Origin of the sequence: Deinococcus sonorensis KR-87 (assembly GCF_040256395.1) — a bacterium.
Classification (GTDB): Bacteria; Deinococcota; Deinococci; order Deinococcales; family Deinococcaceae; genus Deinococcus; species Deinococcus sonorensis.
On record NZ_CP158297.1, the window covers coordinates 64803 to 90877 of the forward strand.

The window sequence follows — 26075 nt, forward strand, 5'->3', positions numbered from 1 at the left end:
GAAGACAGCAGGCGAGCGGGCGGGCATGCGCCTGGGGCGGGTGCGTCGCAGGACACAGGCGGGAGGGACGCCGTGACCGGACATGCCGTGGTGATTGCCGGCGGAGGGCCCACCGGACTGATGCTGGCAGGAGAACTGGGGCTGGCGGGTGTGAACGTGGCCATCGTCGAACCGCGTGAGCCGGGCACGCTGACCGGCACCCGCGCTGGAGGGCTGCAGGCCCGGACCATCGAGCTGCTCGACCAGCGCGGCATCGCGGACCGCTTTCTGTCAGAAGGGCAGGTGGTCCCACATGTGGGGTACGCCGGCGTGCGGCTCGACCTGAGCAACGTGCCGACCCGGCACCCCTACACGCTGGGGCTCTGGCAGAAACACACGGAACGCCTCCTCGCCGGCTGGGTGGAAACACTGGGCGTTCCGGTGTACCGAGGACAGGCCGTCAGCGGGTTCGCGCAGGATGGCGAGGGCGTCGACGTCGAACTGTCCGGCGGGCAGCGGCTGCGCGCGCAGTTCCTGGTGGGGTGCGACGGGGGCCGCAGCGTCATCCGCAAGCTGGCCGGCATCGACTTCCCCGGCTGGGACCCGACCACCAGCAGCCTGATCGCTGAAGTGGAGATGACAGGGGTGCCGGAACTTGGCGTCCACCGCAACCGCTTCGGCACACATGCCTTCGGCCGGGTGGCGTACGAGACGCGTGGCGGCACGGTGGTGTACCCGGACACCGGACCGGTCGGGGTGATGGTCACGGAACCGCAGCTGCAGGTCACCGGTGAACCCACCCTGCGCGACCTCAGCGAAGCGCTGATCGCAGCGTGCGGCACCGATTACGGCGTGCACAGCCCCACCTGGATCTCGAGATTCACCGACGCGACCCGGCAGGCGGCGACGTACCGCGCGGGCCGGGTGCTGCTGGCCGGCGACGCGGCGCACGTGCACGCGCCGAACGGCGGGCAGGGCCTGAACCTGGGACTTCAGGACGCGGTGAATCTCGGGTGGAAGCTCGCCCAGGTGATCCAGGGCGTGTCCCCGGAGCACCTGCTGGACACCTATCATGCCGAGCGCCACCCGGTGGCGGCGCGTGTGCTGCGCCACACCATGGCACTGGTGGCCCTGAGCCGCCCGGATGAACGCACCCGGGCCGTCCATGAGACGCTCGCGGACCTGCTCAGGTTCGAGGAGCCGCGTCAGAGCCTCGCCGCCGAGATGTCAGGGCTGGGCGTCCGCTACGATCTGGGCGAGGGGCATCCCCTGCTGGGACGCCGGATGCCGGACCTCGCGTTGATGACCGCGAACGGGCCGGCGCAGCTGTTTACCCTGCTGCATGACGCGCGTCCACTGCTGCTGCACCTCGGAGCAGCGGAGCCCGCGGACGTTGGCCTCTCCCCGTGGGCCGACCGGGTTCGGCTGGTGCACGCCCAGGCTGCTGGACCCTGGGAACTTCCAGGTCCTGGGCCGGTGGATGCACCGCAGGCGGTGTTGATTCGGCCGGACGGGTACGTCGCGTGGACGGGATCGCTGCCCGAGCGGGGACTCAAGGACGCCCTGACCCGGTGGTTCGGTGCGCCGACGGTCCGCAGTTGACAGCGGACCAGAAGTCGCAGACAGCCCTGGCCGCGCCGAGCCATCCGGCGGACCGAACCGCGTCACGCTTCCCGGGGCGTCTGCCCGCACCGCTGCGGGGCGGGCCGTTCAGCGGACGTAGGGTGCAGTGCTTTGGCGCTGGTGGCGGCACGCCAGGTCAGCCCTGGTGAATCGGGTGCACTGCGCTGCACATGGAGCACCTCACCCCGTGCCGTCATCCGGTGGGAGGGAGGAGTCCCAGTCTGGGCACGGTCCACGTTGAGGAGAACGTGCGGCGTGCGCAGACCCTGGGCGGGTACGGAAGCGCTCCTGCTGATGCCCCGGGCCGCTGCCGATCCGGAGAGGAGAGCAAGGCCACGCCGATCGCCTCACCCCGGGGCTGTTCGCAACGAAGCGACCAGGGCCGGATCTGCCCCTGGCCGTCCATCGGGATCGCGAGTTCGCCTGGATGCCCGGGCAGCGCTGCATCACAACGGCGCGCGGCGTGCCCGCCGTTGAAGGCAGGATGGCGTTCAGGGCAGTCGTGAGACGATCAAGCATCAACGGATGCCGGCGGTGGTGTGACGTCATGGGCGCTGCCTGTGTCCGCGCTCAGTCATGCTGCAATCAGGCCCCCTCCGGTACGGTCCGGTCAGTTCAACCCCGGAGGCATCACCCATGTTCAGACCCGTCATCAGCACCACCCTCGCCCTGGTCCTGCTCGCCGCTCCTCCCGTCGTCACCGCTGGCGCTCAGGGTGTGCCACCGATCGTAATTCGCGATCAGAAGATGGCGCAGGGTGCATTGAGAGAAGTCGACCAGCAGCTTTCGGCCGCCGTCAAGCGCCGCTCGCGCGACGCCTTGCTGCAGGCCATCACCCACTTCCAGCAGACGATCGACGCCCTGGCCACCCTGGAGTACCAGGGCCTCCAGGACGAGGTGAAGAAAAGTCGGGCGCTGTACCAGCAGGCGCTGGGAACCCTGCTGGAGGTGATGACCGTGAGTTGCGAGCACGGCTCCATCGCCGACGGCCTGGCGGCCGGGGACCTGCTGCGTGCGCTGGACGTTCAGGCGCAGCAGGCGCTTGGGTCCCGCACGGTCGATGCGCTCCGCGTGCGGGTGCCGGCGTGTCTCAAGCTGGAGCTGAAAATCGACTCGAAAATCACCCAGAGCGAGCTGAAGTACGTCGTCCACGTGGATGTGCGGGTCCCCCTGACCTACAACCTGAACACCGGGGACTACTCCGGGCGCGGCACCGTCTCCAACGTGGAGCAGGCGCTGGCGCCGGACGGCGGGTGCGATCATGACCTGCCCTTCACGCCCACCTCCTTCACGGTGCAGCACCTGGCGCTGCAGCGGAGCGGCGATTTCGTCCTGAGTGACGTGCTGCTGGACCGCTACGATCCGGCGGGAGGCACAGAACTGATGAAGGTCACCTGCCCGGACAGCCCGCAGCTGACCGTACCGATGATGAACTGGGGGCTGGCCTTCTCGACGGTCCGGCACCTCACCGGCGGCCTGGTGGTGAGCGGCTGGCGGATGGGGCAGCCGGCGGGACTGGTCGCGTCCAAGGTGATTGAGCAACCGGTCAGCCAGACCTTCGTCGAGGCGACGGACATGGTGCTGGTGCGCGCCGCCGCGCGGTGAGGCGCCCTCGGCCTTCGTCCACACGCCCACGCGGGCGTCTGCCGGTGCGCCCGGCTCCAGGGAAGGGGAGGCCTTCCCCGCCGGAGGCCGGGCTCGCGCCGCGATCAGCCGCAGCCGGATCCGGGCCACCGCTCCGGCTACAATCCGGACCATGGCGTCGGACCAGACGGTGCTCCAGCGGCTCTACCATGCGTATCCACGGTCGTTCTGGGTGCTGTGGCTGGGCACCCTCATCAACCGGCTGGGGGAGTTCGTGGTGCCGCTGCTCGGGTTCTACCTGGCCTCGGTGCAGGGCCTGACGACCCTCCAGATCAGCGTGGTGCTGAGCGTGCTGGGTCTGGGCCGCTTTCTTGCCGAGGGCGCGGGCGGCGCTCTGAGTGACCGCCTGGGCACCACGGCCACCATGGTGCTGGCGCTGGCCGGCGGCGCGGTCACGGTGCTGGCGCTGTCCGCGGCGCGGGGGTTCGGCTGGATTGTCGCCGGCGCCCTGGCCTTCTCCCTGTTCATGGCCATGTACAAGCCGGCCGTGAGCAGCGCGGTCGCCACGCTCACCACCGGCGCGCAGCGCACCCGCGCCTACACCCTGCTGTACTGGGCCATCAACGTGGGCGCGTCCGTCGCGCCGGCCCTGGGCGGCTGGCTGTCGGGGTTCTCGTTCCGGCTGCTGTTCGTGCTGGACGCGGCGACCATGGCCGTGTCCGCCGTGCTGCTCGGGGTATTCGAACGGCGCAGTCTGCTCAGCGCCGTCCGCCGCGGGGGCGCGGGCGGAACGGCGCGGCGCCTGCTGCCCCGGGACCGGCTGCTGTGGGCCTTCTGCGTGGCGTCGCTGCTGTTCGCGCTCACCTACCAGAGCTACCGGATGCTCGCCCTGGTGTTCGCCCAGCAGGGGTTCACGGCCGCGCAGTACGGCCAGGTGCTGTCCGTCAATGGCGTCCTGGTGGTCGTGCTCGGGCTGCCGCTGGGGCAGGTGATCTCACGCAGCAACCATCCGCGCTGGCAGGTGGTCGGCGCGGCCCTGCTGGGCGCCGGGTTCCTGCTGCACGCCTTCGCCCATACCTTCTGGGCCCACCTGCTGGCCGTGTCGGTGTGGTCCCTCGGGGAGATCGTGGCGTACAGCATCAGCAAGAGCATCATCGCGGACCTCGGCCGGCCGGACGTGCGCGGCACCTACATCGGGCTGGTGGGCAGCATGTCGGGCCTCGCCACGCTGCTGGCCCCGCTGCTGGGCGGCGCGCTGCTGTCGCACTTCGGCGCAGGCCCGCTGTGGATCACGGTGTCGGCCCTGGCGTTCGGCGCGGCCCTGCTGTACTGGCAGCTGGAAGTCCCGGTCACTGAGCGGCGGGAGCAGAATGCGGGCCTCGTGGCCGCCGACTGACCATGTCGAGGAGCACTCCGGCAGCGTGGGCGCCCGCCGCAGGACCGGTCGTCGAGCGGGCCACCTGCACGGACGCGTCACGAGCGCGATTCGCGTGCCGGCGCCTCGAACGGGCGGTGTGTCAGACGAGGCGCGCTTCCATCCGAACCCGGGAGGCCCGCGCGCCTCGCCACGCGTTCCGCCCACGGGCATCCGGCCGGTGGGCACATGAAGCAACCGGGGGGGCCCGGCAACCTGAAGCTCATCCGGAACGTGACCGGCGTTCGGTAGCGTGATCGTGTGACGCGGCTGCAGCACGTCTGTCTGAGCATCGGTGCCGGGCCCAGCGGGCCGGGCGGGACCGACGGCCTGGGAGGCCGCTGACGTGCCGGGCGTGCTGGTGGCCGGCGGATGGGGACTGCTCGCGGGGGCGGCCCTGATCGTGGGCGCGTTGATCGGCCTGTATGTCCGGCTGTCGAAGCGCTGGATTTCGTCCATCATGGCGCTCGGTGCGGGCGTGCTGGTGTCGGCCGTCGCCTTCGACCTGATGGACGAGGCGTTCCAGAAGGGCGGCTTCGACGCGGCGTCGATCGGGCTGGTGGCCGGCGCGGTGGTGTACTTTCTGGCGGACCTGCTGGTGTCCCGGCAGGGCGGACGGCACCGCAAACGCTCGGGCGGGCAGCAGGGCCAGGACAGCCAGGCGGGGCTGGCCATCTTCCTCGGCTCGCTGCTCGACGGCGTCCCCGAATCGCTGGCGATCGGCGTGAGCCTGCTGGCCGGCGGCACCGTCAGCTGGGTGTTTGTGGCGGCGGTGTTCCTCAGCAACGTGCCGGAAGGGCTCTCGGGCGCCGCCGGGATGAAGAACGCCGGGCGCAGCCCCCGTTACATCTTCTTGTTGTGGAGCAGCGTGGTGGTGGCGTCGGCGCTGGCGGCCGCCCTCGGCTACCTGCTGCTGCGGGGCGCCGATCCAAACATCACCGCCGGCATCCAGGCGTTCGCGGCAGGCGCGGTGCTGGCGATGCTGGCCAGCACCATGATGCCCGAAGCGTACGAGGAGGGCGGCGCGGTGGTCGGCCTGCTGACCGCGCTGGGATTTTTGGCGGCCTTCACCCTCGGCAAACTGCAGTGACGTAAAAACGTCCAGCCGGGCTGAGGCGATCGGCAGTCGGCCGGCGGACGCGCCGGTGGTCCGGTGCATGGACACACTGCGGCCGCGCGGGAGGGCCAGGCGAAGCCACGGAGGCCCCGCGGCATCACGCGTGGGTCCCGTCCCACCGCTGTCGCTGACGCCTGGAGCGCGTGCCGCCAGTGCGGCTGTGTACACGGGGACGCGCGGTCTGACCGCGACACGCCCGGATGGGGGCGGAGCTGTGCAGGGGCTCCACCCTCCACTGTGCCTGAACGGCGCAGCGCCAGGTTCACGCCTCGGACGCACGGCGTGGTCCGTGCGTTACTTGACCTTGACGGCTTTGGTCATCGGCTGTTTGCGCACCCACTTCACGAAGCGGACCACGCCGTCATGCGCGCTGAGCGCTTCCAGGGTGCCGTAAGGCCCGGCGAGGTCGGCGTTGGAAAACGTGGTGTGAACGTACCCGTGGCAGGCCGAGCAGAACCCGACGGTGGGCAGGTCCTGCACCTTGATGCCTTTGCGGCGTCCCTGCAGCACCGGCATCAGGTGGTGCTGGGTGAGCGCCGGCGTCTCTCGCTGGCACAGCGCGCAGACCAGAGGGTCCGCTTCGGGGGAGGGGTCAGGCCAGGTGGAGGAGGTGCGGCGAGCCATCTGCGCAGCATAGCCCCGTCACCGTCGTGATGTTCGTGAAGGAGGGACGCGGGTCGGTGCCCCGGGCTGGGCGCGGCCTGCACCCTCGGGTGACGTCGGGCAGGTCCAGAGGACGGGCCTCAGCCGGCCGGGAGCGTGTCCCGGTCTGGTCGCGGGGGCAGATCAGATCGAACGTTGCTCGCCAGATGACCCGCACCTCGATGCTCCCCGTTGACCGGAGGAGCCATGCCGGTCAACGGACCGGCCATGGGTGACCGGGCGGACGCCCCGACGTCACCGGCCGCGCGGTGCTTCGGGCGCCGGGCGCTTCAGCTGAATCTCCACCTCGAGGCCCAGGGCGGCGGCCAGCTGGCGCAGGCTGTTCAGGCTGTGCCCGTGATAGGCCGGGTCCAGCAGGCGCGCCAGATTCGGTTGCTGCATGCCCGCCCGCCGGGCCACCTCGGACTGACTGAAGCCCGAGGCCTGCACTGCGGCGCGGAGCGCGCGGCTGATCGGATTGTCGGTCGGGGGAGGGGTCCGGGCCAGCACCGGAAACGCCGGCGGTTCGTGACGGAACACCTGCACGTCCAGGTCGACGTCCCCGGGCCAGGTGACGCTGCGTCCGCGCGGTCCCGGCTTCACCTGTTCGAACACGGCCCGGTCGGCCAGCCGTGCAGACCTCCCCGGATCCTCGGAGAGCAGGCGGCTGACGTCCGCGTGGACGGTGGCCCCGTCGCTGTACGTGAGGTGAAGGGTCGTGCCCTCGCCGGGGCGAACGGTGGTGATGCGCTCAAGCATGGGAGTCCTTTCTGTCAGAAGCGCCGGAGGGCACAAGGCGTTCTCTCGCGCGTGTTGCCTTTACCGGCGCAGATGCGTCTGGAGGGTCGAGCTGGGAACCGTGGCGCCTTCGCCGGTCAGGATAGCCAGTGGGGCGCCGGGTCGCGTGGGCACATTGGCCTAGGCCATGGCTGAAGGGCGGCCGGGTGTCCGCAGCGGGCGAGCCGGCCGGATGAAGTGCTCATTGCCTGGGCCGTGCACCAGTCGCCAGCGCGGTTCAGGGCGGGTTCCATGGCGCGCTTGCCCGAAGGCCAGAACGCGCAGCACGGCCGCCTGCCTGAAGCGGCGCCGGGGCCTGGACAGTGGCGCTGCGGGCCCTGGCCTGACGGCCGGTCATCCCGGGCGAGCAACGGCGGTGTCTTCCCGCGGGTTGTTGCCGGGATGGCGGGCCGCTATGCTGCCGGCCACGACGCACACTGGAGGCCCGCATGGACCCATCCCTGCCCCTGATGTACACCTGGGTGAAACGCACCCGGGAACAGCTCTTCGCCTACACCGAATCCCTGCCGGGCCACGTGTACCTCCAGGACCAGCCGGGCCTGCCGTCCAGCAGCCTGCGCGACATCCACGTGCACGTGGCGAACATGTATCAGTGGTGGGTTGGCCGCTACCTGCTGCGGACCGAACCGTACCAGCAGCACCTGGACGCCCTGCCACCCTCATCCCGGGCAACGCATGCTCAGCGGACGGCGGCGATCATCGCCGTGGAACGTGCGGAAACCCTGGGCCTGAGCGACGTGTCGGCGGTTCGTGGGCTGTTTCTGGAGGTGGACGCGCTGGTCGAGCGGGTCTTCGAGACGGTGGAGTCCGTGGATGAACCGTTCGAGGTGACCCGGGCCAGCGGTTGCCGGACGGTCGTGACGCCGCGCTGGGTGCTGGTGGCCCAGATCACGCATGAGTTCCACCACAAAGGACAGATGCTGGCGTACGGACGCGCCCTGGGCGCTCCACTGCCAGAGGACCTGGAGACCGATCTGGCGGTGCCGTGAACGCAGGCGTCGTGGCTCACGGCGGGTGAGGCCCGCCAGGTGGTCCAGGCGGAAGCGGGTCGTGCCCCCGGCGCCCAGGTGGCTCCGCAGCGCCGCCACGAGGGTGGGCGCGGCCCTGCCCTCGCAGCGCGTCCGATCGGCGCGGCCGTCCTGGCGTCAGCGCCTTGCCGGCATGAACCGGCGTCAGCGCCCTGACCGGTCCCCTGGGTTCATGAGACCAGCGCTGGCTTCACCGCTGTGCGCCCTACACTGAAGGATGACATTGTCGAATGCTGTTTCCGGATGACCGGGCCGCTGGTGATCGTCATCGGTGCGTCTGCCGGTGGCATTCAGGCCCTGACGGACCTGGTGGCCAGGCTGCCGGCCCACCTGCCCGCCACGCTGCTGATCGTGGTTCACATTCCACCGGATATGAAAAGCCACCTGCACACGGTGTTGCAGCGCGCGAGTCTCCTGCCGGTCTCGCCGGCCAGCACCGGCGAGCCGCTGCGCCCCGGACACATCTACTGCGCCGTTGCCGACCATCACCTGCTGGTGGAGGGCGACCGGCTGGCCGTGACGCGTGGGCCGAAGGAAAACCGCTTCCGGCCCAGCATCGACGCCCTGTTTCGTTCGGCCGCGTACAGCCACACCACCCGGGTGGCGGGGGTGGTGCTCTCAGGCATGCTGGACGACGGCACCTCCGGGCTGTGGACCATCAAGCGGCTGGGGGGACTGGCGCTGGTGCAGGACCCCCAGGAGGCCGAGTACGACAGCATGCCGCTCAGCGCGCTGAGTCAGGTGGAGGTGGATGACAGCCTGAGCGTGCCGGCCCTGGCGCAGCGGCTGATCGCGTGGACCCAGCTGCAGCGGGCACCCGAGGAAACGGAGGTCCGGCTGACCGAGGAGGAACGGGCGCGGCTGGAGACCGAGACGGGCATTGCGAAGGACGGACGCGGCCTGCAGCGGCAGGTGCTGAGCCTGGGCACCCCCTCGCAGTACGCCTGCCCGGAGTGCCACGGGGTGCTGCTGCAGCTGCAGGAAGGAGGGCGGACCCGCTACCGCTGCCACGTCGGGCATGCCTACTCGGCAAGTGCGCTGCTGGCGCAGGTGAGCGAGACGGTGCAGCTCACGCTCGGGCAGGCCCGCCGGGCGATGGAAGAAGCGGCGCTGCTGTCGAACCGGCTGGGAGACGAGCACCTGGCCAGAGGCGACGCCCGGGCGGCCCGGACGTTCCACGAACAGGCGCAGGTCGCGCTGACCCGGAGCCTGCAGCTGCTGGCCCTGCTGGACGACACCTCAGGGCGGAGTGACGTTGAGGTGGAGTGATCAACGTTCAGTGGCGCCGCGACGACGGGAACCCCGGGGAGGGCCGTAAGGCCCGGCTGCTGGACCGTTGGTCCAGGTGGCCCGGGAAGACCTCGTTGTTCGAGGCCGCTCATTCCGGGGACCTTCACTGAAACGGCCACGAACGGCTGGGATGGATGAGCCTCCGGGTGGCAGCGTGGTCGGCCGCTGAGCTGCCTTGCCGCCCTCAATCGGCGGCGTTCAACGCGCCCAGCTCACGGCGGCGCAGCGCCAGCATGCTCGGCACGAAGATGGCGGCGCTGGCCAGCGTCAGCGGCAGCAGCACCGCGAACGCCGACTGCGGCAGGCCGGAGCGCCCTTTCACCCAGGTGATGATCAGCGGCAGGAAGAAGCCGCCCAGGCCGCCGAGCAGCCCCACCAGTCCGCCCACCGCCCCCATCTCGCCGGGGTAGTGGCGGCTGACCAGCTTGTAGGTGCTGGCCTTGCCCACACCCATGCCCACCCCCAGCACCACGGTGAGTGCCAGGAACGGCAGCAGCGCCAGGGTGGCGGTGGCGGCCAGCGGCAGCAGGGCCAGCAGCATCACCGCGAAGCTGCCCACCGTGACCGCGCGGGCGCCATGGCGGTCGCTGAGGTGCCCGCCCAGGGGCCGCAGCAGGCTGGCGGGGAAGATGAACAGGGCGGTGAGCAGGCCCGCCTGGGTGAGCGGCGCGCCGTAGTGATCCACGTAGTACTTGGGCAGCATCAGGCTCAGGGCCACGTACGCGCCGAAGAACACCACGTAGTACAGCCCGAAGCGCCACACCTGCGGGGAGCGCAGCGGCGAGAGCCACGCGGCCAGCGGGCGGGGTGCCCGGGCACGTCCGGTGTCGGCCGGGGCGTACCGGCCCACGAAGGCGGCGGTCAGCAGCAGCAGCAGGCCGAACAGCAGCGGCACCACCCGCCACGCGCCGGGCAGCAGCGCGCCGGTGATGCTGGCGGGGGCCGAGGCGATCAGCAGCGGGGCCAGCAGTTTGGTGATGCTGGCCCCGGCATTCCCCGCCCCGAAGGTGCCGAGCGCCAGCCCCTGCCGCTCCCCCGGCACCCACTGGGCAATCCAGCTGGTGCCGATGGCGAAGCTCACGCCCGACAGCCCCACGAACGGGGCCAGCCACAGCAGGGCCGGATAGCCGGGCGCGCAGGCCACGGCCAGCGAGGCCACCGCCGCCAGCACGGTCAGCCCCACGAACGGCCGCTTGCCCCCGAAGCGGTCGGCGAGGATGCCGGCCGGCAGCCGCAGCAGCGAGCCGGTCAGGACCGGCAGGGCGCTGAGCAGCGTGAACTCGGCGTCCGACAGGCCGAACTGCTTGCGCATCGGCAGGCCGATGATGCTGAACATCACCCACACGGCGAACATCATGGTGAAGCCGAGCGTCGAGGCGGTCACGACGCGGGCGGAAGCGGCGCCGGGGGCGGAAGGGGCCTGGGCAGTCATGGGCATCGGGGCTCTCCTGAAGGGCAACTCAGACGGACGGGACGAAGGGACCAGGGGCGGGCGCGGGGGCGGATTCGGACGCGGTGGCCGGGCGGGCCTCCACGGGACCGAGCTTGAAGGCGGGCATGCGCGAGTGCGGGTCGAGGGTGGTGGCGCTGGTCAGCTCGTTGGCGCTCTGCGGCCAGTGGAACGCCACGAAGGCCACGCCCGGGCGAATCTTCGCGGTGACGTTCGCCGGCAGGGTGGTGTGCCCGTCCGGGCCGCGCAGCTGCACCGGCTGGCCGTGAACGATGCCCCGCGCGCGGGCGGTGTCCGGGTGCAGCTGCACGTCCGGCTGGGCCTTCAGGGCCGGATTGCGGCGGCTCTGGGTGCCGCTCTGGTACTGGTTCGAGACGCGGCCGGTGGTGAGGGCCAGCGGGACCGGCGGCGGGGCCACCATGGCCGGGGCGTACAGCCGCGGGCGAGCACCGGGCGCGGCGAAGGGCGGCTGATACGGATAGGGCGTGCCGGGGTGGCCGTCCGTGGGCACCGGCCACTGAAAGGTGCGTTCGTCCAGCCGCTCGGCGGAAAGCCCGCTGTAGTCGGCCCTGCCTCCTCTGGTCGCGGCGAAGAACTCGTCCTGCAGCGCCCGGAAGGTGGGGTAACGGAAGTGCTCGCCGCGCCCCACCGCCTCTGCCAGCGCGCACAGGATCTGCCAGTCCTCGCGCGCCCGGCCTGGTGGGGTCATGGCCCGGCGTCGGCGCTGCACCCGGCCCTCCAGGTTGGTGGTGGTGCCCTCCTCCTCGGCCCACATGCTGCCGGGCAGCACCAGCGTGGCGAGCTGCGCCGTCTCGCTCGGCAGGACGTCGATGACGATCAGGTGCCGCAGGGCCCGCAGCCGCTCGCGCACCACCGCCGCCCCCGGCGCGCTCACCGCCGGGTTGCTGCCGATCACCACCAGCGCGTCGATGTCGGTGCCGCAGGCGAGCAGCAGCTCCTGGGCGCTGAGGCCCACGCCCGGCAGACTGGTGTCCGGCACGCCCCAGAACGCCGCCATCTCCCGCCGGTGCTGCGGGTGGTCGAGCCGACGGTACCCGGGCAGCTGGTCGTTCTTCTGGCCGTGTTCGCGCCCGCCCTGCCCGTTGCCCTGGCCGGTGAGCGTGCCGTACCCGCCGCCCGCCTTGCCGAAATGGCCGCACAGGAACGCCAGATTGATGAAGCTGCTCACCGTGTCGGTGCCGTGCTGCTGCTGCTCCGGGCCGCGCCCCGTCAGGATCAGGGGCGTGTAGGCGGCGGCGTAGCGTTCCGCCAGCCGCATGAAGTCGCCCAGGGGAATGTCGCATTCGCGCGCCACCCGCTGAGGGGTGAGGTCCGCCACGCCCGCCAGCACCGCCTCGATGCCGGTGACCGGGGCGCTCGGCTGCACGCGGCCCCACTTGCGCATCAGGTGCAGCAGCCCGCCCGCGATCAGGTGGTCGGTGCCGGGACGCGGCGCGACGTGCAGGCCAGCCAGCCCCGGCGTAGCGCGCGGGTCGATGCTCACGATCAGGGCCCCCCGGTCGCGGGCGGCCTTGAGGTACTGCAGCACCGGTGGGAGCGTCTCGGCGATGTTGGCGCCCACCAGCACGATCAGGTCACTGCGGGCAATGTCCGAGAGCGGAAAGCCCAGCCCGCGGTCCAGGCCGAAGCTGCGGTTCAGCGCGGTAGCGGCGCTGCTCATGCAGTACCGGCCGTTGTAGTCGATGTTCGGCGTGCCGAACCCGATGCGCGCCAGCTTGCCCAGCAGGTAGGTCTTCTCGTTGGTCAGGCTGCCGCTGCCGAACACGCCCAGCCGCTCCGGGGTGTGCCGCACCAGCGGTCCCAGGGCCTCCTGCACGTATTGCAGGGCACGGTCCCAGCTGACCGGCTGCAGCGCACCATCCACCCGGAGCAGCGGGGTGGTCAGCCGGTCCGGGTGCCGCAGGTCCGACAGGGCCGAGAGCCCCTTCTTGCAGACGGTGCCGCCCGCCACCGGGCACTCGCGGGTGGGCGTGAGCTTCACGGCCAGGTTGTCCTCCAGGTGCAGATCGAAATTGCACTGGACGGCGCAGTAGGGGCAGGTGGTGCGGACCGTGCGGCTCATGCGGTTTACCCTGACGGCTGCCGGGCTACCTGTCAAGGCCAAAAATGCAAAATGTCAAAAATGTAGAGAACAAGATGCACGAATTGGTTTATTGAGAGGATGTTCTAGGCAGATCTTGTGCATTCCATCCAGTTTGGCCTTGACAAGAGGAAAATATTCCGGCGTTATGGGTCCATACCGCATGGCAGGCCGCACCCTGCCGGACGCCCTTCGCCCCAGGAGTATTCAGATGACCCACATCCCCACCCGTCCGCGTGTTCTCATCATCGGTAACGGCATGGTCGGCCACCGCCTGACCGAGGACCTGCACGCCCGTCAGCCGCAGCTGAGCATCACGGTGCTGAGCGAGGAGCGGCACGTGGCCTACGACCGGGTGCAGCTCAGCCACTACTTCGACACCCCACGCCCGGACCTGTCGCTCACCACCCAGGGCGCCTACCGCGACCGGGGCGTGCACTGGGTCCACGAGCGTGCGCTGGATGTGGACCGGGCGCGGCGGGTGGTGCACACCGCCACGCAGCGGCTGCCGTACGACGTGCTGGTGCTGGCCACGGGCAGCGTGCCCTTCGTACCGCCGCTGCCGAATCACGACGCGGCCGGCTGCTTCACCTACCGGACCCTGGATGACCTGGACGGCATGATCGCCCACGCGTCCAGGGTGCGGCACGGCACCGTCATCGGCGGCGGGCTGCTGGGCCTGGAGGCTGCCGCCGCCCTGCAGAAGCTGGGCCTGGACGCGGCGGTGGTGGAGTTCGCCCCGCGCCTGATGCCGGCCCAGCTGGACGACGCGGGCGGGGCGCTGCTCAAGGACTTCATCGAGCGGATGGGCATCCGGGTGCTCACCGGAGCCGCCACTCAGGAGGTGCTGACGGACGGCGCGGGCCGGGTGCGCGGCCTGCGCTTTGCGGACGGCACCGAGCTGGACACCGGCATGGTGGTGTTCTCGGCCGGCATCCGCCCGCGGGACGACCTGGCCCGCCAGATCGGGCTGGCGGTGGGTGAGCGTGGCGGCATCGTGGTGGACGACCAGTGCTGCACCTCCGACCCGCACGTGTACGCCGTGGGCGAGTGTGCCGTGCATCAGGGCCGCATCTATGGGCTGGTGGCTCCCGGGTACCAGATGGCGCGGGTGGCCGCGGACAGCATCCTGGGCGAGCCCGCCAGCTTCCGGGGCGCCGACATGAGCACCAAGCTGAAGCTGCTGGGCGTGGAGGTGGGCAGCTTCGGCGACGCGTTTGCCCGGACGCCCGGCGCCCGCGAGCTGGCCATCCACGACAACGTGGCCGGCACGTACAAGAAGCTGGTGCTGAGCGAGGACGGCACCCGCATTCTGGGCGGGGTGCTGGTGGGTGACACCGCCCAGTACGGCGAGTTGAGCAGCCTCGCCCGGGACGGCGAGCCGCTGACGGTGCCGGCCGTCAGCCTGCTGGTGCCGGCGGTGGCCAGCCCAGCGGCAGGCGGCGGCAACCCCACCGTGTGCAGCTGTGAGGGCGTGCGGCGCTCGGCCATCTGCGACGCGGTGAAGGGCGGCGCGCACGACATTGCGGCGCTCAAGGGCTGCACGCGCGCCGGCACCGGCTGCGGCGGCTGCCTGCCGAACCTGAAGGACCTGCTGAACGAACAGCTGGCGCTGCTGGGGCAGGCGGTGGACCACAGCCTGTGCGAACACTTCCAGCACACCCGCCAGGACCTGTTCGACCTGATCCGGGTGAAGGGGCACCGCACCTGGGAGGAGGTGCTGCACCACCACGGCCAGGGTCACGGCTGCGAGGTGTGCAAGCCGGCGGTCGCCAGCATCCTGGCGAGCCAGCACAACGAGTACATCCTGGGAGAGCCGCACGCGCCCCTGCAGGACACCAACGACGCGTACCTCGCGAACATCCAGAAGAACGGCACCTACAGCGTGATGCCGCGCGTCCCGGGCGGCGAGATCACCCCGGAGCGGCTGGTGGTGCTGGGTGAGGTGGCAAGGAAGTACGGCCTGTACTGCAAGATCACCGGCGGGCAGCGCATCGATCTGCTGGGGGCGCGGCTCGACCAGCTGCCGGCCATCTGGGGTGAACTGGTGGCGGCCGGCTTCGAGAGCGGGCACGCGTACGGCAAGTCGCTGCGCACCGTCAAGAGTTGCGTGGGCAGCACCTGGTGCCGCTACGGGGTGCAGGACAGCACCACGCTCGCCATCCAGCTGGAACTGCGCTACCGGGGTCTGCGCAGCCCGCACAAGCTCAAGGCCGGGGTGTCCGGCTGCACCCGCGAGTGCGCTGAGGCGCAGAGCAAGGACTTCGGGGTCATCGCGACCGAGCGCGGCTGGAACCTGTACGTGGGTGGCAACGGCGGCGTGACGCCGCGCCACGCGCAGCTGCTCGCCCAGGACCTCGACGAGGCGACGCTGGTCCAGTACCTGGACCGCTTCCTGATGTACTACATCCGCACCGCCGACCGGCTGCAGCGCACCAGCACGTGGCTGGAACGGATGGAGGGCGGCATCGAGCACCTGCGCGACGTGGTGGTGCACGACTCGCTGGGCCTGGGCGCTGAACTGGAGGCCGCCATGGCCCGGCACGTGGACACCTACCACGACGAGTGGGCCGAGACGCTGCGCGACGAGGCCCGCCTGCGCCGCTTCCGGCACTTCATCAACACCGACGAGCCCGACGACGCGATCCAGTGGGTCACCGAACGCGACCAGCCGCGCCCAGCGTTCGAGCACGACCTGCTGGAACTGCCGATGCTGGCCGGGGACTGAAGACGCCCCACCCGCCCCACCGCCCACTGCCCAAGGAGCCTGCCATGACTCAACTCCGCTCACCTGCCGCCCCGCACCACCCTGCCCACTGGACCGTGGTCTGTCGCCTGGACGACATCCTGCCGGGCAGCGGCGTGTGCGCCCGGGTCGGGCAGGATCAGGTGGCCATCTTCCGGGTGGCCGGACAGGTGTTCGCGGTGTCGAACCGTGACCCGTTCACCCAGGCCAACGTGCTGTCGCGGGGCCTGACCGGCAGTTACCGCACCCAGGACGGCGAGCGCTACAAGGTGGCCTCGCCGCTGCTCAAGCACACCTTCGACCTGCAGAGCGGGGTGTGCCTGTCAGACAACAGCGTCCGGCTCAGCACCTGGGCCGTCAAGATTGACGAGGGGCACGTATGGATTGGTTCAGCGGACTGAGTGTCCTGTCGCTGGAAACCCGGCGCGGGGCCGAGATGGCCACACTCATCGAGAAGTACCAGGGTCGACCGACCGTCGCCCCCAGCCTGCGCGAGGACCGCCAGGACACCTCGCTGCGGCTGCGCGACTTCGCCGCGCGTGTCAAGGCGGCGCCTGATCGTCAGCTGCTGGTGTGCATGACCGGCATCGGCACCCGGCTGTTTCTGCAGGACCTGCAGCGCTCCGACGCCGAGGCCTTCAGCCGGCTGAAGGCCCTCCGCATCCTGTCGCGCGGGGCCAAGCCCACCCAGGCGCTCAAGCAGTTCGGGCTGCAGGCGGACACGGTGCCGCGCCCGCACACCTGGCGTGAGGTGCACGACCACCTGCTCTCCGGGTCGCTGCGCGGCCTGGACATCACCATCCTGGAATACGGCGAGCCCGCCCCGCCTGCGCTGGTGGCGTCCCTGGCCGAGGCGGGCGCGGCGGTGTCGCCAGTGGCGGTGTACCGCTGCGCCTTCCCCGACAACCCGGAACCGCTGCGGCAGGCGGTGCGTGACACGGTCGCCGGCCGGCATCAGGTGCTGCTGTTCTCCAGCGGCACCCAGGCGGTGCACTTTCTGAGGTGTGCTCGGGACCTCGGCCTGGAAGCGGAGCTGCGCCACGCGCTGGGCCGGATGGTGGTGGCCAGCATCGGTCCCGCCTGCAGCGAGGCGCTGGGCGAACTGCGGCTGCCCTTTGACCTGGAGGCCAATCCGCACAAGATGGGCATCCTGGTGCGCGCGGCGGCCGAGCACGCCTCCGGCCTGCTGGCCCGCAAACGTCCCGCGGTGGCCTGAGCGCAGCCGGCGCCCTTGCCCCCGTCACGCTGGCTCGACGTCCACCCAGCTGCCCGTCGCCGACGCGTGCTCCCAGGCGTCCAGCAGCGCCTGGATGCGCACCCCCATTCGGAAGTCCACCAGGTCGCCCGCTTCGCCCCGCACGCGGCTCACCAGCGCCCCCACCAGCCGTTCCCCGGCCGGTACCCGCGGTCCCTCGACCGGCACCGGTTCAAGCGGTCCCGGCCCCCACGCCACCACCGGCGTGGCCCAGTTCGTCAGGCCGGCGGTGCCCCCCGCGCCGTACACGGTGAGGCTGACCTGTTCGGGGCGGGGCACGTTCGTCAGGCACGACACCGTGACCAGCAGCCCGCCTTCGAGCTCGAGCGTGCCGAGCGCGGCGGTTTCACACGCGTCAGGGTCGTGGGCGGGGTACTCGGTGTGCGCCCAGACCCGCTTCACCGGCCCGAGGACGGACAGGAGCACGTGCAGGAGATGCGGGCCAACCTCCCGGATCGGCCCGCCCTGTTCCCGCCCGCCGATCCAGGGGTTCTGCTGCCAGCCTCTGGGCCACTGCGGAAACACCAGCGTCACCTCAGCCCGGCGCAGGCGTCCGAGGCGGCCCTCCTCGACCAGCCGGCGAAATGTCTCGATGCCCGGGTCGCCGTGCAGCGGCAGGTTCAGCGCGTGCACCACGCCCGCCGCCTGCGCTGAGCGCTCCATCTGCCGCGCTTCGCTGAGCGTCAACGCCAGCGGTTTCTCGCACAGGATGTGCCGCCCCGCCGCGAGGACGTCCAGGGCGATCGCGTGATGGAATTTCGGCGGCACGGCGACATACACCAGGTCCAGGTCAACCGTTCCGAGCATTGACCGGTGGTCGGTCCAGGCCGAGGCACGGACCTCGCGGGCGGTCGCGTCCGCGAGCGAGGCGTCAACGTCGCACACGGCCGTGACCTGAACCTCACTGCTGGCCGTGAAGGCTTTCAGCAGGCTCTGCCCGATGGCCCCCAGGCCGATCACGCCGACGCGAACGGCCGGCGTCACTGGCCCCGCCCCGCGGTCAGGGCACGGCGCTCACGGACCCTGGCGGGAGAAGGGCCAGGACCCGGCACGGTCGGCGGCCGACTCCCCTGCGACTCAGGCCGCGGTTCCATGGTGACTGCTTCCGTGCTCAGGATCTGCTGTGACGTCATACGCTCCTCCGTGGTGTGATGGCGACCCGCTTGACAGGTGCTCGATCTGTCCAGCCGGCGCGGCGGGCGTCCGACGCACCCGCGCGGCTGGCCCCCTTCGCCGGAACCAAGGGACATCATCGCGTGTCCGACCGGCAGGCTGCCGGGGCCTCCAGGGTTGATGAACGCTCGCCTGTGGGTGAACGGGCGGGTCGTGCCGTGCTGCCGGACGACCGGGCCGCCCAGGTGCGTGTGGTGAACGTTCACTGGGCGCTCCACGGGCCGAGGTTCAGTGGGGAAGCGCTGACCCGGCCGGAACGGCGGCCTGCGGCCGGGCGACCAGCACGCCGCAGGCCGGGAGGGTGACCTGACCCTGCAGGGTCGCGCCGCTGAGCAGGTCGTGCAGGTCGGTGGCGAGTGGCACCGTGACCTGCTGCTGCAGGTGATTCAGGAGGAACAGCACCTGGCGTTCCCCCTCGCCGCGCCGCGTGGCTTCCACGCCCTCCGGCAGGTTCGGCCACGTGGGCTCAACGCCGCTGTCCTCGCACAGGTGGCCGAGCAGGCCACGCAGGAAGGCCGGTTCAGCGCTGGACGCGAGGTGCCACGCCTGGCCCTGCCCGACCCGATGGCGCGTCAGGGCGGGCGTGCCCGCGTAGAAGTCCTCGCCGTACGTCGCCATCACCTCGGCGCCTTCCACGCGGACGATGTCGAACAGCAGGTTGCAGCTGTAGCTGCCCGACAGCGCGCCCAGCGCCCCTTGCAACACGATGCGGTTGCGCACGTCTGGCGCCAGGGCATCGATCTCCTCCACCCACAGTCCAAGCAGGTCGCGCAGCGGCCCGGGAGCGCCGCCCGGGAACACCCGGTCGCTGGGATCCGCCACGCCGCTCAGGAAGGTGGTGAGGAGCGTCCCGCCGCCCGCCACGAAGGCATGGAGGGCCGAGACATCCTCCGGGCGAAGCAGGTACAGCACCGGCGCGGCCAGGACCCGGTAGCCGCTCAGGTCACTTCCCGGCCCCACCACGTCCACCGCGACGTGGGCGGCGTGCAGGGCGTCGTACACCTTCCAGACCTCCTCGACGTACTCCAGGGCGGCGCTCGGTCCCGTCGAGTTTTCGCTCGCCCACCAGCTTTCCCAGTCGAACCACACGGCGGTGCGGGCGCACACGCGGGTGCCCAGCGTCACGCGCCCAAGCTGCTGCAGTTCCGCGCCGAGCGCGCTCACCTCCCGGAAGACGCGGGTGTCGCTGCGCCCATGGTGCTCGATGACGGCCCCGTGGAACTTCTCGCCCGCCCCCGGCGAGCGGCGCATCTGAAAGAACATCACCGCGTCCGCGCCATGCGCGACCGCCTGGAAGCTCTGGAGCCGCATCACGCCCGGACGCTTGAGCGAGTTGTACGGCATCCAGTTCGTCTGGCTCGGCGTCTGCTCCATGAGCAGGAACGGCGCGCCGCCCTTCAGGCCGCGCATCAGGCTGTGCATCATGGCGGTGCGCGACGGGGCCTGGCCCGGGCCGGGGTAGCTGTCCCAGGCGATCACGTCCAGGTGCGGCGCCCAGGCCCGGTAGTTCAGCACGCGGTACGCGCCCATCAGGTTGGTGGTGATCACCGCCTCCGGATGGTGCTCGCGGATGGCCCGGTCCTCCAGCAGGTAGGTGTCGAGCAGGTTGTCGCTGTTGAAGCGCATGTAGTCGAGCGAGAGCCCCTGCAGGGACGTATGCCGGTCGTCTCGCTGCACGGTCAGGACATTGGGCGCCACGATCTCGTCCCAGTCGCTGATGGTCTGATTCCAGAACTGAGCATTCCAGGCGTGGTTCAGGGCGTCCAGACTGCCGTACTTCGCGCGCAGCCACGCCCGGAAGCGGACCTCGCAGCGCTCGCAGTAGCACGCCCCGCTGTACTCGTTGGAAATGTGCCACAGGCTCAGCGCCGGGTGCTGGCCGTACCGCTCGGCCAGCGCGCCGGCCAGCCGCGGCGCGAAGTGCCGGTAGGTGGGGCTGCTGGGACAGGCGTTGTGCCGGTTCCCGAACTTGCGTTTGCGGCCCTGAGCGTCCACCCGCAGGATGTCCGGGTAGCGGGTCGCCATCCAGGCGGGGTGCGCGGCGGTGCCGGTGCCCAGGCACACCCGCATCCCGTTGTCGTGGAGCAGCGTGAACAGCTCGTCCAGCAGGCTGAAGTCGAAACTCTGCTCGTCCGGCTGCAGCCTCGTCCAGGCAAAGATATTGATGCTCAGCAGGTCAATGCCCGCTTCCCGGAACAGGCGGATGTCCTCGTGCCAGACCTCGCGGTCCCACTGCTCAGGATTCCAGTCGCCGCCGTAGGGAATTTTCTGAAATCCAAGATCAGGCATGCGGGCTCCTGTGGACGTGATCCGGTGCGCCGGTGGAACGGAGAAGGGACGGCATACGCTCCACTGTAGAGGCTGCCATGGGCCCCGCATCGGCTCCAGGCCCAGCGGCCCGCAGTTCGAACGCTGGACGGCGTGCTGGGGCAGACCGCGCGGAGGTGCTGGTCGGTCCCGCTCCGGAGCCGCTTCAGGACCTGGGCCGGAGCGCTGCGGGCTGGAGCCCTCCACGCGGGCCGTGGTCCACCGCGGCCGACGGGCGGACGCTGGGGCCAGACTTGGCAGGCGACGACCCGACCATCCTCCAGACCGTGCCATGTGGCGGTCCGCCTGGCACTGGGACAACCTGCACGCCGTGGTCAGCAGGTGTCAGGCGCCGCACCACCGGCCGGATGCAGCGAGGCCCCGGTGGGCCCCATGCATACGCGGCTGAAGCGTGCCGGTGCCGCGGCCAGGTTCCTCCTGTTCCGTTGGAGGCCGAAGTCCGCATCGGCCGCTCAAAGACCGGGCACCCCTGGAGATGTGAGCGGCATTCAGCACCTCCAACTGGGAACTCGGGTCGATGCTGGCGCCGGCCCGCAAGGGCCAAGACGTCTCCGGGGAGGGGCGCCGGACGTGTGGGCACCACACCTCGGCACGACGACGGTGGTGACACCGCGCCAACCACCGCACCAGGGCACACCGGCCAGTTCTCCCCTGGCCTTCGGGCGGGGCAGGGGGCGTCCATGCGCTTCAGCATTCCAACCGCTCCGGTGGGCAGGAGGAAGGCGCCTTATCGCCGCCACTGGACCGGGGCGTTTCCCCGCGTGGCCGATTACAGTAAGGGCACAAGGGTGGCCGGACCGGTGCGGATGGCGCAGCCGTCTGCTTCTGTCTGCGGACACGGTGCCGCCACCCCAGGAGGAAGGACGTGGCGACGGTTCAACCCAACATCCTGATGGTCATGGTGGATCAGATGGCGCACGACGTCATCGGGCAGCTCGGGCACCCGGCGGTGTCCACGCCGCACCTCAACCGCCTGGTGGCGGGTGGCGTGGCCTTCACCAACGCGTACTGCAACTCACCCATCTGCGTGTCGTCGCGCACGTCCCTCATGACCGGCAGACTGGTGCGGCAGACCCGGGCCTACGACAACGGTTCCGAGTTCCCCGCCAGCGTGCCCACCTTCGCCCATCACCTCAACCGGGCCGGGTACCGGACGATCCTGGCGGGAAAGATGCACTTCATCGGGCCAGATCAGCTGCATGGCTTTCAGGAGCGGCTCACGACCGACATCTCCCCGGCCGGCTTCGAACTGACCCCGGACTGGCGGCGCGGTCCGTACCCGAACGAGGGCACCAGTGTGAATCGCCTGCGGTACCCGCCGGTTCGGCCCTGGAGCCTCCAGCTCTCCTACGACGAGGAGGTGCTGCACAGCGCCCTGGCCCGCCTGCGGCAACTGCAGGCGGAACAGCAGCCGTTCTTCATGTGCGCGTCCTTCAGCCATCCGCATGACCCTTTTCTGGTGCCGCAGGCGTACTGGGACCGGTACGAAGACGTGCCGATTCCCGCGCCCGCTGCACCCGGCCGGCCCCTGCACGAGCACCACCCGTACAACCAGTGGATTCAGATTCACCATGAAGCCGACCGCTTCCCCCTGGCCCCCGAGGAGGTGCAGCAGGCCCGCCGGGCGTACTACGCGGCCGTCAGTTACGTGGACGACCTGGTGGGCCGGCTGCTGGGCGAACTGGAGCGGCTCGGACTCAGCGACACGCTGGTGATCTTCACCAGCGACCACGGGGAGATGCTCGGGGAACACGGCATGTGGTTCAAGCGCACCTTCCACGACCCTTCGGTCAAGGTGCCGCTGGTGCTGTCGCTGCCCGGCCGCTTCAAGGCCGCCCGGCGCACCGAGGTCGTGTCGCTCGTCGACCTGACGGCCACCCTGCTGGAGTACGCCGGCGTGCCGGATGCCGAAGCGCAGATCGCCCGGCTGGACGGGAACAGCCTGCGGCCCCTGCTGGAGGAGACCGGCGGAACCTGGCGCAACCGTGCCGTTTCCGAGTATTACTCGGAGGGGACGATCGAGCCGATGCTGCTGCTGCGCACCGAACGCCACAAATTCGTCTACGTGCACGGTCATTCGCCGCTGCTCTTCGACCTGGACCACGATCCGCTGGAGCTGCACAACCTCGCCGCTGAGGCGGGGAACGAGGCCCTGTGCCGGGCGTTGCGGGAGGACCTGCTGCAGGGCCTGGATGTGGCCGTGCTAAAAGACGAGATCCTGCACAGTCAGCAGGAGCGGTTGCTCATCGTGGCGGCCACGCCGACCAGCGCGGCGTGGAAGTATCAGGCGCCAACCGACGTTTCGAGGCTGTACCGGCGCCCCACCTCCTGATCCGGACAGGCATGCTGAGCGCGCCACGCTGCCTCGTTCTTCACAGTGCGTCCGACTCAGCGGGACGGCGGTCCAGGTGCCCGGCCGGCTGGGCGTAGGTTCAGCGTGGCCCGCATCCTGGCCTTACTTTCTCCACGCCGGGCGACCTTCAGCGGGTCCGCGTGGGCGTCCCGGGTGCGGCCGCCGGCGAGAGGGAAACCCCTTGCCCGATCGGTCCGTGTCCTTACCTTGAACGCACGAGTGGCAGATAGACCTCGTCCACGATCTCGGCCAGCACGGCGTCTGGCACTTCGGGTGCGCCACGCATGAAGTACTCGTGGCGGAGCAGGGCCAGCGCCACGCCCGCCACCCGCGGATGCAACGCCTCCGGGCGGGCCTCGCCCCGGGCCACAGCGCGGTTCAGGACGACCAGGAACAGATGCGCGCCGCTTTGCGCCCCCATGGCCTGGACCTGCTTCAGGAGTTCCGGGTCACGTTGAAGGTCGGCCAGCAGGCCGCGCAGCACTTCGCCGAGGGGAGAAGCCCAGTGCTGGTTCGCGCCCCGCATGATGCTGAGGATGTCCTCGCGCAGGTCGCCGGTGTCCGGTGGCGTGAAGTGGTCGGCGGCGAGCTGGCCGTACGCCGCGAACGCCAGGGCGGCCCGGCTGGGCCAGCGGCGGTACAGCGCGTTTTTGTTGGTGCCTGCGCGGCGCGCCACCTGGTCCATGGTGAAGTTCGCGTAGCCGGCGGCCAGCAGCTCATCGGCGGCGGCGCGAATGAGGGCCTGTTCGAGGGCGGCGCCTCGGCGGCGCTTGGACGTGGGGGGGTCGTGGGGCATGGCAGCGTAGGTCCACTGTACGACCTGACCGTTGTCGTCTATGCTTCCTATAAGGTACTATTGGTACCTTATAAGGAGGACGTATGCGGGCCAGGGGCATCACCTACGACACCGGCTTCTTCAACGGCATCACCAGCACCCACGAACCGTTCGATCCTGGCCGCGTTCGCCGCGACCTCCAGGCCATCCGGGATGACCTGCACTGTACGGCCGTCCGCGTCACGGGCGGCGACCCGGATCGCCTGGACGTCGCGGCCCGCCACGCGGCCGACCTGGGTCTGGAGGTGTGGTTCTCGCCCTTCACCTACGAACTCGACCAGGACGCCCTGCTCCACCTGCTGCTCGACTGCGCGGACCGCGCCGAGCGGCTGCGCCAGCAGGGAGCGCGCGTCGTGCTGGTGACCGGCGCCGAACTGAGCCTGTTCACCCACGGCTTCCTGCCCGGCGCCACGGCCGAGATCCGGTTGAACGGCCTGCTCCGGCGGGATCCACAGCTGCTCGCGGGCCTGCCCGACCTGCCTGCCCGGATCAACACCTTCCTGCACCGCGCCGCGTCGGCCCTGCGCGCACGGTTTGCCGGACCGCTGACCTACGCCTCCATTCCGTTCGAGGGGGTGGACTGGGCGCCCTTCGATTTTGCCGCTGTGGACCTCTACCGCACCAAGGAGACGGCCCCGCATCTCCGGATGGGCTTGCGGACCTTGAAGGCGGCTGGCAAACCCCTGGCGATCACCGAGTTCGGCTGCGCCACCTACCACGGCGCGGCGGACCGGGGAGCCGTGGACATCGTGACGTACGAAGGCGGCCACCCCGTGAGCCTCAAGGGCACGTATGCACGCGACGAGGCCGAGCAGGCGAGGTGCATTGCGGAACTCGTGGCCCTGTTCGAGGAGGAAGGGGTGGACAGCGCGTTCGTGTGTACCTTTGCGTGCTTCTATCTGCCGCACCACCGTGACGGGTCGCCGGATCTGGACCTGGGCAGCTTCGGGATCGTGAAGGTCCACCCGGACGGCCTGGGCCTGCCGCGATGGACGCCCAAGATGAGCTACGCCGCCGTTGCCGCGTCGTATCGACAAGGAACTTAAATGCGCCCGACCGGGCGGCCATTGGTCCCCTCCCACCGGTTGCCGGATGCTGGAACACGCTTCCACAGCGGGCACCGAGGACAGGTGGAGTCCCCTCAAGGGGGCAGTGGGGTCAGGCATGACCGCCCGCATCGACCGCAGGGTGGTGCGAGCCGGGGGCAGGCCAGGGAACGGATCAGATGCGCTGCGCGGTGTAGTGCAGCATCTCCCCGATGACCTTCGGGTGGTTCAGGGTGTGGTCGTTCTCCAGTTCCGCGCGGCAGATCATCAGCGACTGCTGCTGGATGTACTGCGCGCGGGCGTAACGGCGGTCCATGAACGCGCGCAGCGTCTGCGGCACCGGCTGGTCCTCTTCCAGCAGCAGGCTGAGCACCACCGCGTCCTCAATGGCCATGCCCGCGCCCTGGCCCAGGTGGGGGGTGGTGGTGTGCGCCGCGTCCCCGATCAGCAGGACGCGGCCCTGGAACCAGTCCCCTTCGATGAACGTCACCTCCATCGGGCGGTACACCACCTCGGCGGGATCGGTGATCTGTTCGCGCAACTCGGCCACGCGCCCCACAAAATGCTGCAGGCGCTCGCGCATCAGGCGAGCCAGCGCCTCCCTGGGGTAGAAGGGGTTGCCCGGCTCCCGGGTGGTCAGGTACAGATACATCAGGTGCTCGGAGAGCGGCACCAGGCCAGCCGAGTTGCCCTGGGTATCTCGGAACGTCTGGAGGGCGTCGTTGTCGGGCGTTCTGGGGAAGTTGTGCCGCCACACCGACTGGCCCACGAACTGCGGGCGGTAGCGCTCCCCGAACAGCAGCGTGCGGACCCTGGAGTACGCGCCGTCCGCCCCGATCACCAGGTCGTAGCGGCCAGAGCGGCCGTCGGTGAACGTCACGTCGACGTGGTCGTCCTGCTGCTCGAACCGCTCCACCGTGACGCCCAGGGACACGCGGGTGCCTTTCTCCAGCGCGGCTTCCTTCAGGGTGTCGTGCAGCGCCGAGCGGCGCACGCCGAGGTTCGCGGGGAATGCGGCGCCGGCGAGGCGCTCCCCGGGAATCCGGGCGCGCCGCACGCCGTCGGGGCTGTAGAACTCAACGTCCTCGAAGGGGAAGCCGGCGCTCAGGTACCGGTCGAGCAGGCCGGCCTGCGCCATCGCCCGGACCACGTTGCCCTGCTGGATGATGCCGACCCCGTAGGCGTTCCACGCGCGGTTCAGCTCCACCATGTCCACCTGGACCCCACGGTCGCGCAGCATTGAGGCCGCCACCAGCCCCGCGATGCCGCCGCCCACCATCAGTACGTTCTTCACCTGGTTCATGCCGCTCTCC

19 protein-coding genes are annotated in these 26075 nt (G+C 70.4%); 11 read left to right on the top strand and 8 right to left on the bottom strand.

Annotated features, from left to right (window positions below; genetic code table 11):
• The first annotated feature begins 72 nt into the window (after nucleotides 1-72).
• The 4 genes from ABOD76_RS01565 to ABOD76_RS01580 all read left to right on the top strand — a co-directional run bounded on the left by ABOD76_RS01565 (nucleotide 73) and on the right by ABOD76_RS01580 (nucleotide 5690).
• Complete coding sequence (locus tag ABOD76_RS01565) at nucleotides 73-1581, top strand: FAD-dependent monooxygenase (RefSeq protein ID WP_350241500.1); 1509 nt, start codon at nucleotides 73-75, stop codon at nucleotides 1579-1581.
• A 657-nt stretch (nucleotides 1582-2238) separates the two neighbouring features.
• Nucleotides 2239-3207 carry a hypothetical protein gene (locus tag ABOD76_RS01570; RefSeq protein WP_350241502.1) on the top strand — a complete coding sequence of 323 codons (969 nt, stop codon included), beginning with the start codon at nucleotides 2239-2241 and terminating at the stop codon, nucleotides 3205-3207.
• A gap of 151 nt (nucleotides 3208-3358) precedes the next feature.
• The gene (locus ABOD76_RS01575; protein ID WP_350241504.1) at nucleotides 3359-4582 is read left to right on the top strand and encodes an MFS transporter; all 1224 of its coding nucleotides are present in this window, start codon (nucleotides 3359-3361) and stop codon (nucleotides 4580-4582) included.
• Between the two features lie 364 nt (nucleotides 4583-4946).
• Nucleotides 4947-5690, top strand: coding sequence for a ZIP family metal transporter (locus ABOD76_RS01580; RefSeq protein ID WP_350241738.1), 744 nt, complete (start codon nucleotides 4947-4949; stop codon nucleotides 5688-5690).
• Nucleotides 5691-6011: 321 nt separating this feature from the next.
• Here the strand turns inward: ABOD76_RS01580 and ABOD76_RS01585 are convergent, their stop codons facing one another.
• Together ABOD76_RS01585 and ABOD76_RS01590 are read right to left on the bottom strand one after the other, a co-directional pair.
• A complete protein-coding gene (locus ABOD76_RS01585) occupies nucleotides 6012-6341 on the bottom strand; it encodes an HNH endonuclease (RefSeq protein ID WP_350241506.1) in 330 nt (109 codons plus the stop codon).
• Between the two features lie 273 nt (nucleotides 6342-6614).
• Nucleotides 6615-7118: an XRE family transcriptional regulator gene (locus tag ABOD76_RS01590; protein ID WP_350241508.1), complete on the bottom strand. Its 504-nt coding sequence runs from the start codon at nucleotides 7116-7118 to the stop codon at nucleotides 6615-6617.
• Between the two features lie 467 nt (nucleotides 7119-7585).
• Here ABOD76_RS01590 and ABOD76_RS01595 point away from each other — a divergent pair, with 467 nt between their 5' ends.
• Nucleotides 7586-8146, top strand: coding sequence for a DinB family protein (locus ABOD76_RS01595; protein ID WP_350241510.1), 561 nt, complete (start codon nucleotides 7586-7588; stop codon nucleotides 8144-8146).
• 282 nt (nucleotides 8147-8428) lie between these two features.
• The gene (locus ABOD76_RS01600) at nucleotides 8429-9454 is read left to right on the top strand and encodes a chemotaxis protein CheB (RefSeq protein WP_350241512.1); all 1026 of its coding nucleotides are present in this window, start codon (nucleotides 8429-8431) and stop codon (nucleotides 9452-9454) included.
• 205 nt (nucleotides 9455-9659) lie between these two features.
• Here the strand turns inward: ABOD76_RS01600 and ABOD76_RS01605 are convergent, their stop codons facing one another.
• Nucleotides 9660-10913, bottom strand: a complete 1254-nt coding sequence (locus ABOD76_RS01605) for an MFS transporter (protein ID WP_350241513.1) — start codon at nucleotides 10911-10913, stop codon at nucleotides 9660-9662.
• A gap of 22 nt (nucleotides 10914-10935) precedes the next feature.
• Nucleotides 10936-13008: a molybdopterin oxidoreductase family protein gene (locus ABOD76_RS01610; RefSeq protein ID WP_350241514.1), complete on the bottom strand. Its 2073-nt coding sequence runs from the start codon at nucleotides 13006-13008 to the stop codon at nucleotides 10936-10938.
• A gap of 229 nt (nucleotides 13009-13237) precedes the next feature.
• Here ABOD76_RS01610 and nirB point away from each other — a divergent pair, with 229 nt between their 5' ends.
• From nirB to ABOD76_RS01625, 3 genes are read left to right on the top strand one after another with little or no spacing between them, the layout of a single operon-like run.
• Entirely contained in the window at nucleotides 13238-15754 is a 2517-nt protein-coding gene (nirB, locus tag ABOD76_RS01615) for a nitrite reductase large subunit NirB (protein ID WP_350241515.1), read from the top strand.
• Nucleotides 15755-15798: 44 nt separating this feature from the next.
• Nucleotides 15799-16173 carry a nitrite reductase small subunit NirD gene (gene nirD / locus ABOD76_RS01620; RefSeq protein ID WP_350241516.1) on the top strand — a complete coding sequence of 125 codons (375 nt, stop codon included), beginning with the start codon at nucleotides 15799-15801 and terminating at the stop codon, nucleotides 16171-16173.
• The gene (locus tag ABOD76_RS01625) at nucleotides 16152-16988 is read left to right on the top strand and encodes a uroporphyrinogen-III synthase (protein WP_350241517.1); all 837 of its coding nucleotides are present in this window, start codon (nucleotides 16152-16154) and stop codon (nucleotides 16986-16988) included. Before nirD ends, ABOD76_RS01625 begins: the two co-directional genes overlap by 22 nt.
• 24 nt (nucleotides 16989-17012) lie before the next feature.
• Here ABOD76_RS01625 and ABOD76_RS01630 read toward each other — a convergent pair whose 3' ends face one another.
• Nucleotides 17013-18011 (bottom strand): Gfo/Idh/MocA family protein, encoded by a 999-nt coding sequence (locus ABOD76_RS01630; protein ID WP_350241518.1) that lies wholly within the window; start codon nucleotides 18009-18011, stop codon nucleotides 17013-17015.
• A 417-nt stretch (nucleotides 18012-18428) separates the two neighbouring features.
• The gene (locus ABOD76_RS01635; RefSeq protein WP_350241519.1) at nucleotides 18429-20489 is read right to left on the bottom strand and encodes a beta-galactosidase; all 2061 of its coding nucleotides are present in this window, start codon (nucleotides 20487-20489) and stop codon (nucleotides 18429-18431) included.
• Between the two features lie 904 nt (nucleotides 20490-21393).
• Here ABOD76_RS01635 and betC point away from each other — a divergent pair.
• Nucleotides 21394-22860: a choline-sulfatase gene (gene betC, locus ABOD76_RS01640; protein WP_350241521.1), complete on the top strand. Its 1467-nt coding sequence runs from the start codon at nucleotides 21394-21396 to the stop codon at nucleotides 22858-22860.
• A gap of 223 nt (nucleotides 22861-23083) precedes the next feature.
• Here betC and ABOD76_RS01645 read toward each other — a convergent pair whose 3' ends face one another.
• Nucleotides 23084-23677 (bottom strand): TetR/AcrR family transcriptional regulator, encoded by a 594-nt coding sequence (locus ABOD76_RS01645; protein ID WP_350241523.1) that lies wholly within the window; start codon nucleotides 23675-23677, stop codon nucleotides 23084-23086.
• A gap of 83 nt (nucleotides 23678-23760) precedes the next feature.
• Between ABOD76_RS01645 and ABOD76_RS01650 the strand changes: the two genes are divergently transcribed.
• Nucleotides 23761-24762, top strand: coding sequence for a hypothetical protein (locus ABOD76_RS01650; RefSeq protein ID WP_350241525.1), 1002 nt, complete (start codon nucleotides 23761-23763; stop codon nucleotides 24760-24762).
• A gap of 175 nt (nucleotides 24763-24937) precedes the next feature.
• Here ABOD76_RS01650 and ABOD76_RS01655 read toward each other — a convergent pair whose 3' ends face one another.
• Nucleotides 24938-26065 carry an FAD-dependent oxidoreductase gene (locus ABOD76_RS01655; RefSeq protein ID WP_350241526.1) on the bottom strand — a complete coding sequence of 376 codons (1128 nt, stop codon included), beginning with the start codon at nucleotides 26063-26065 and terminating at the stop codon, nucleotides 24938-24940.
• Nucleotides 26066-26075: the final 10 nt, after the last annotated feature.

What these genes read in the sequence shown, in the direction of transcription:
- ABOD76_RS01595 (WP_350241510.1), top strand. Translation starts at nt 7,586, where the DNA reads ATGGACCCATCCCTGCCCCTGATGTACACCTGGGTGAAACGCACCCGG.
- nirD (WP_350241516.1), top strand. Translation starts at nt 15,799, where the DNA reads ATGACTCAACTCCGCTCACCTGCCGCCCCGCACCACCCTGCCCACTGG.
- ABOD76_RS01575 (WP_350241504.1), top strand. Translation starts at nt 3,359, where the DNA reads ATGGCGTCGGACCAGACGGTGCTCCAGCGGCTCTACCATGCGTATCCA.
- ABOD76_RS01635 (WP_350241519.1), bottom strand. Translation starts at nt 20,489, where the DNA reads ATGCCTGATCTTGGATTTCAGAAAATTCCCTACGGCGGCGACTGGAAT.
- nirB (WP_350241515.1), top strand. Translation starts at nt 13,238, where the DNA reads ATGACCCACATCCCCACCCGTCCGCGTGTTCTCATCATCGGTAACGGC.
- ABOD76_RS01600 (WP_350241512.1), top strand. Translation starts at nt 8,429, where the DNA reads ATGACCGGGCCGCTGGTGATCGTCATCGGTGCGTCTGCCGGTGGCATT.
- ABOD76_RS01590 (WP_350241508.1), bottom strand. Translation starts at nt 7,118, where the DNA reads ATGCTTGAGCGCATCACCACCGTTCGCCCCGGCGAGGGCACGACCCTT.
- ABOD76_RS01605 (WP_350241513.1), bottom strand. Translation starts at nt 10,913, where the DNA reads ATGCCCATGACTGCCCAGGCCCCTTCCGCCCCCGGCGCCGCTTCCGCC.
- ABOD76_RS01650 (WP_350241525.1), top strand. Translation starts at nt 23,761, where the DNA reads ATGCGGGCCAGGGGCATCACCTACGACACCGGCTTCTTCAACGGCATC.
- ABOD76_RS01625 (WP_350241517.1), top strand. Translation starts at nt 16,152, where the DNA reads ATGGATTGGTTCAGCGGACTGAGTGTCCTGTCGCTGGAAACCCGGCGC.
- ABOD76_RS01585 (WP_350241506.1), bottom strand. Translation starts at nt 6,341, where the DNA reads ATGGCTCGCCGCACCTCCTCCACCTGGCCTGACCCCTCCCCCGAAGCG.
- ABOD76_RS01655 (WP_350241526.1), bottom strand. Translation starts at nt 26,065, where the DNA reads ATGAACCAGGTGAAGAACGTACTGATGGTGGGCGGCGGCATCGCGGGG.
- ABOD76_RS01570 (WP_350241502.1), top strand. Translation starts at nt 2,239, where the DNA reads ATGTTCAGACCCGTCATCAGCACCACCCTCGCCCTGGTCCTGCTCGCC.
- ABOD76_RS01645 (WP_350241523.1), bottom strand. Translation starts at nt 23,677, where the DNA reads ATGCCCCACGACCCCCCCACGTCCAAGCGCCGCCGAGGCGCCGCCCTC.
- ABOD76_RS01610 (WP_350241514.1), bottom strand. Translation starts at nt 13,008, where the DNA reads ATGAGCCGCACGGTCCGCACCACCTGCCCCTACTGCGCCGTCCAGTGC.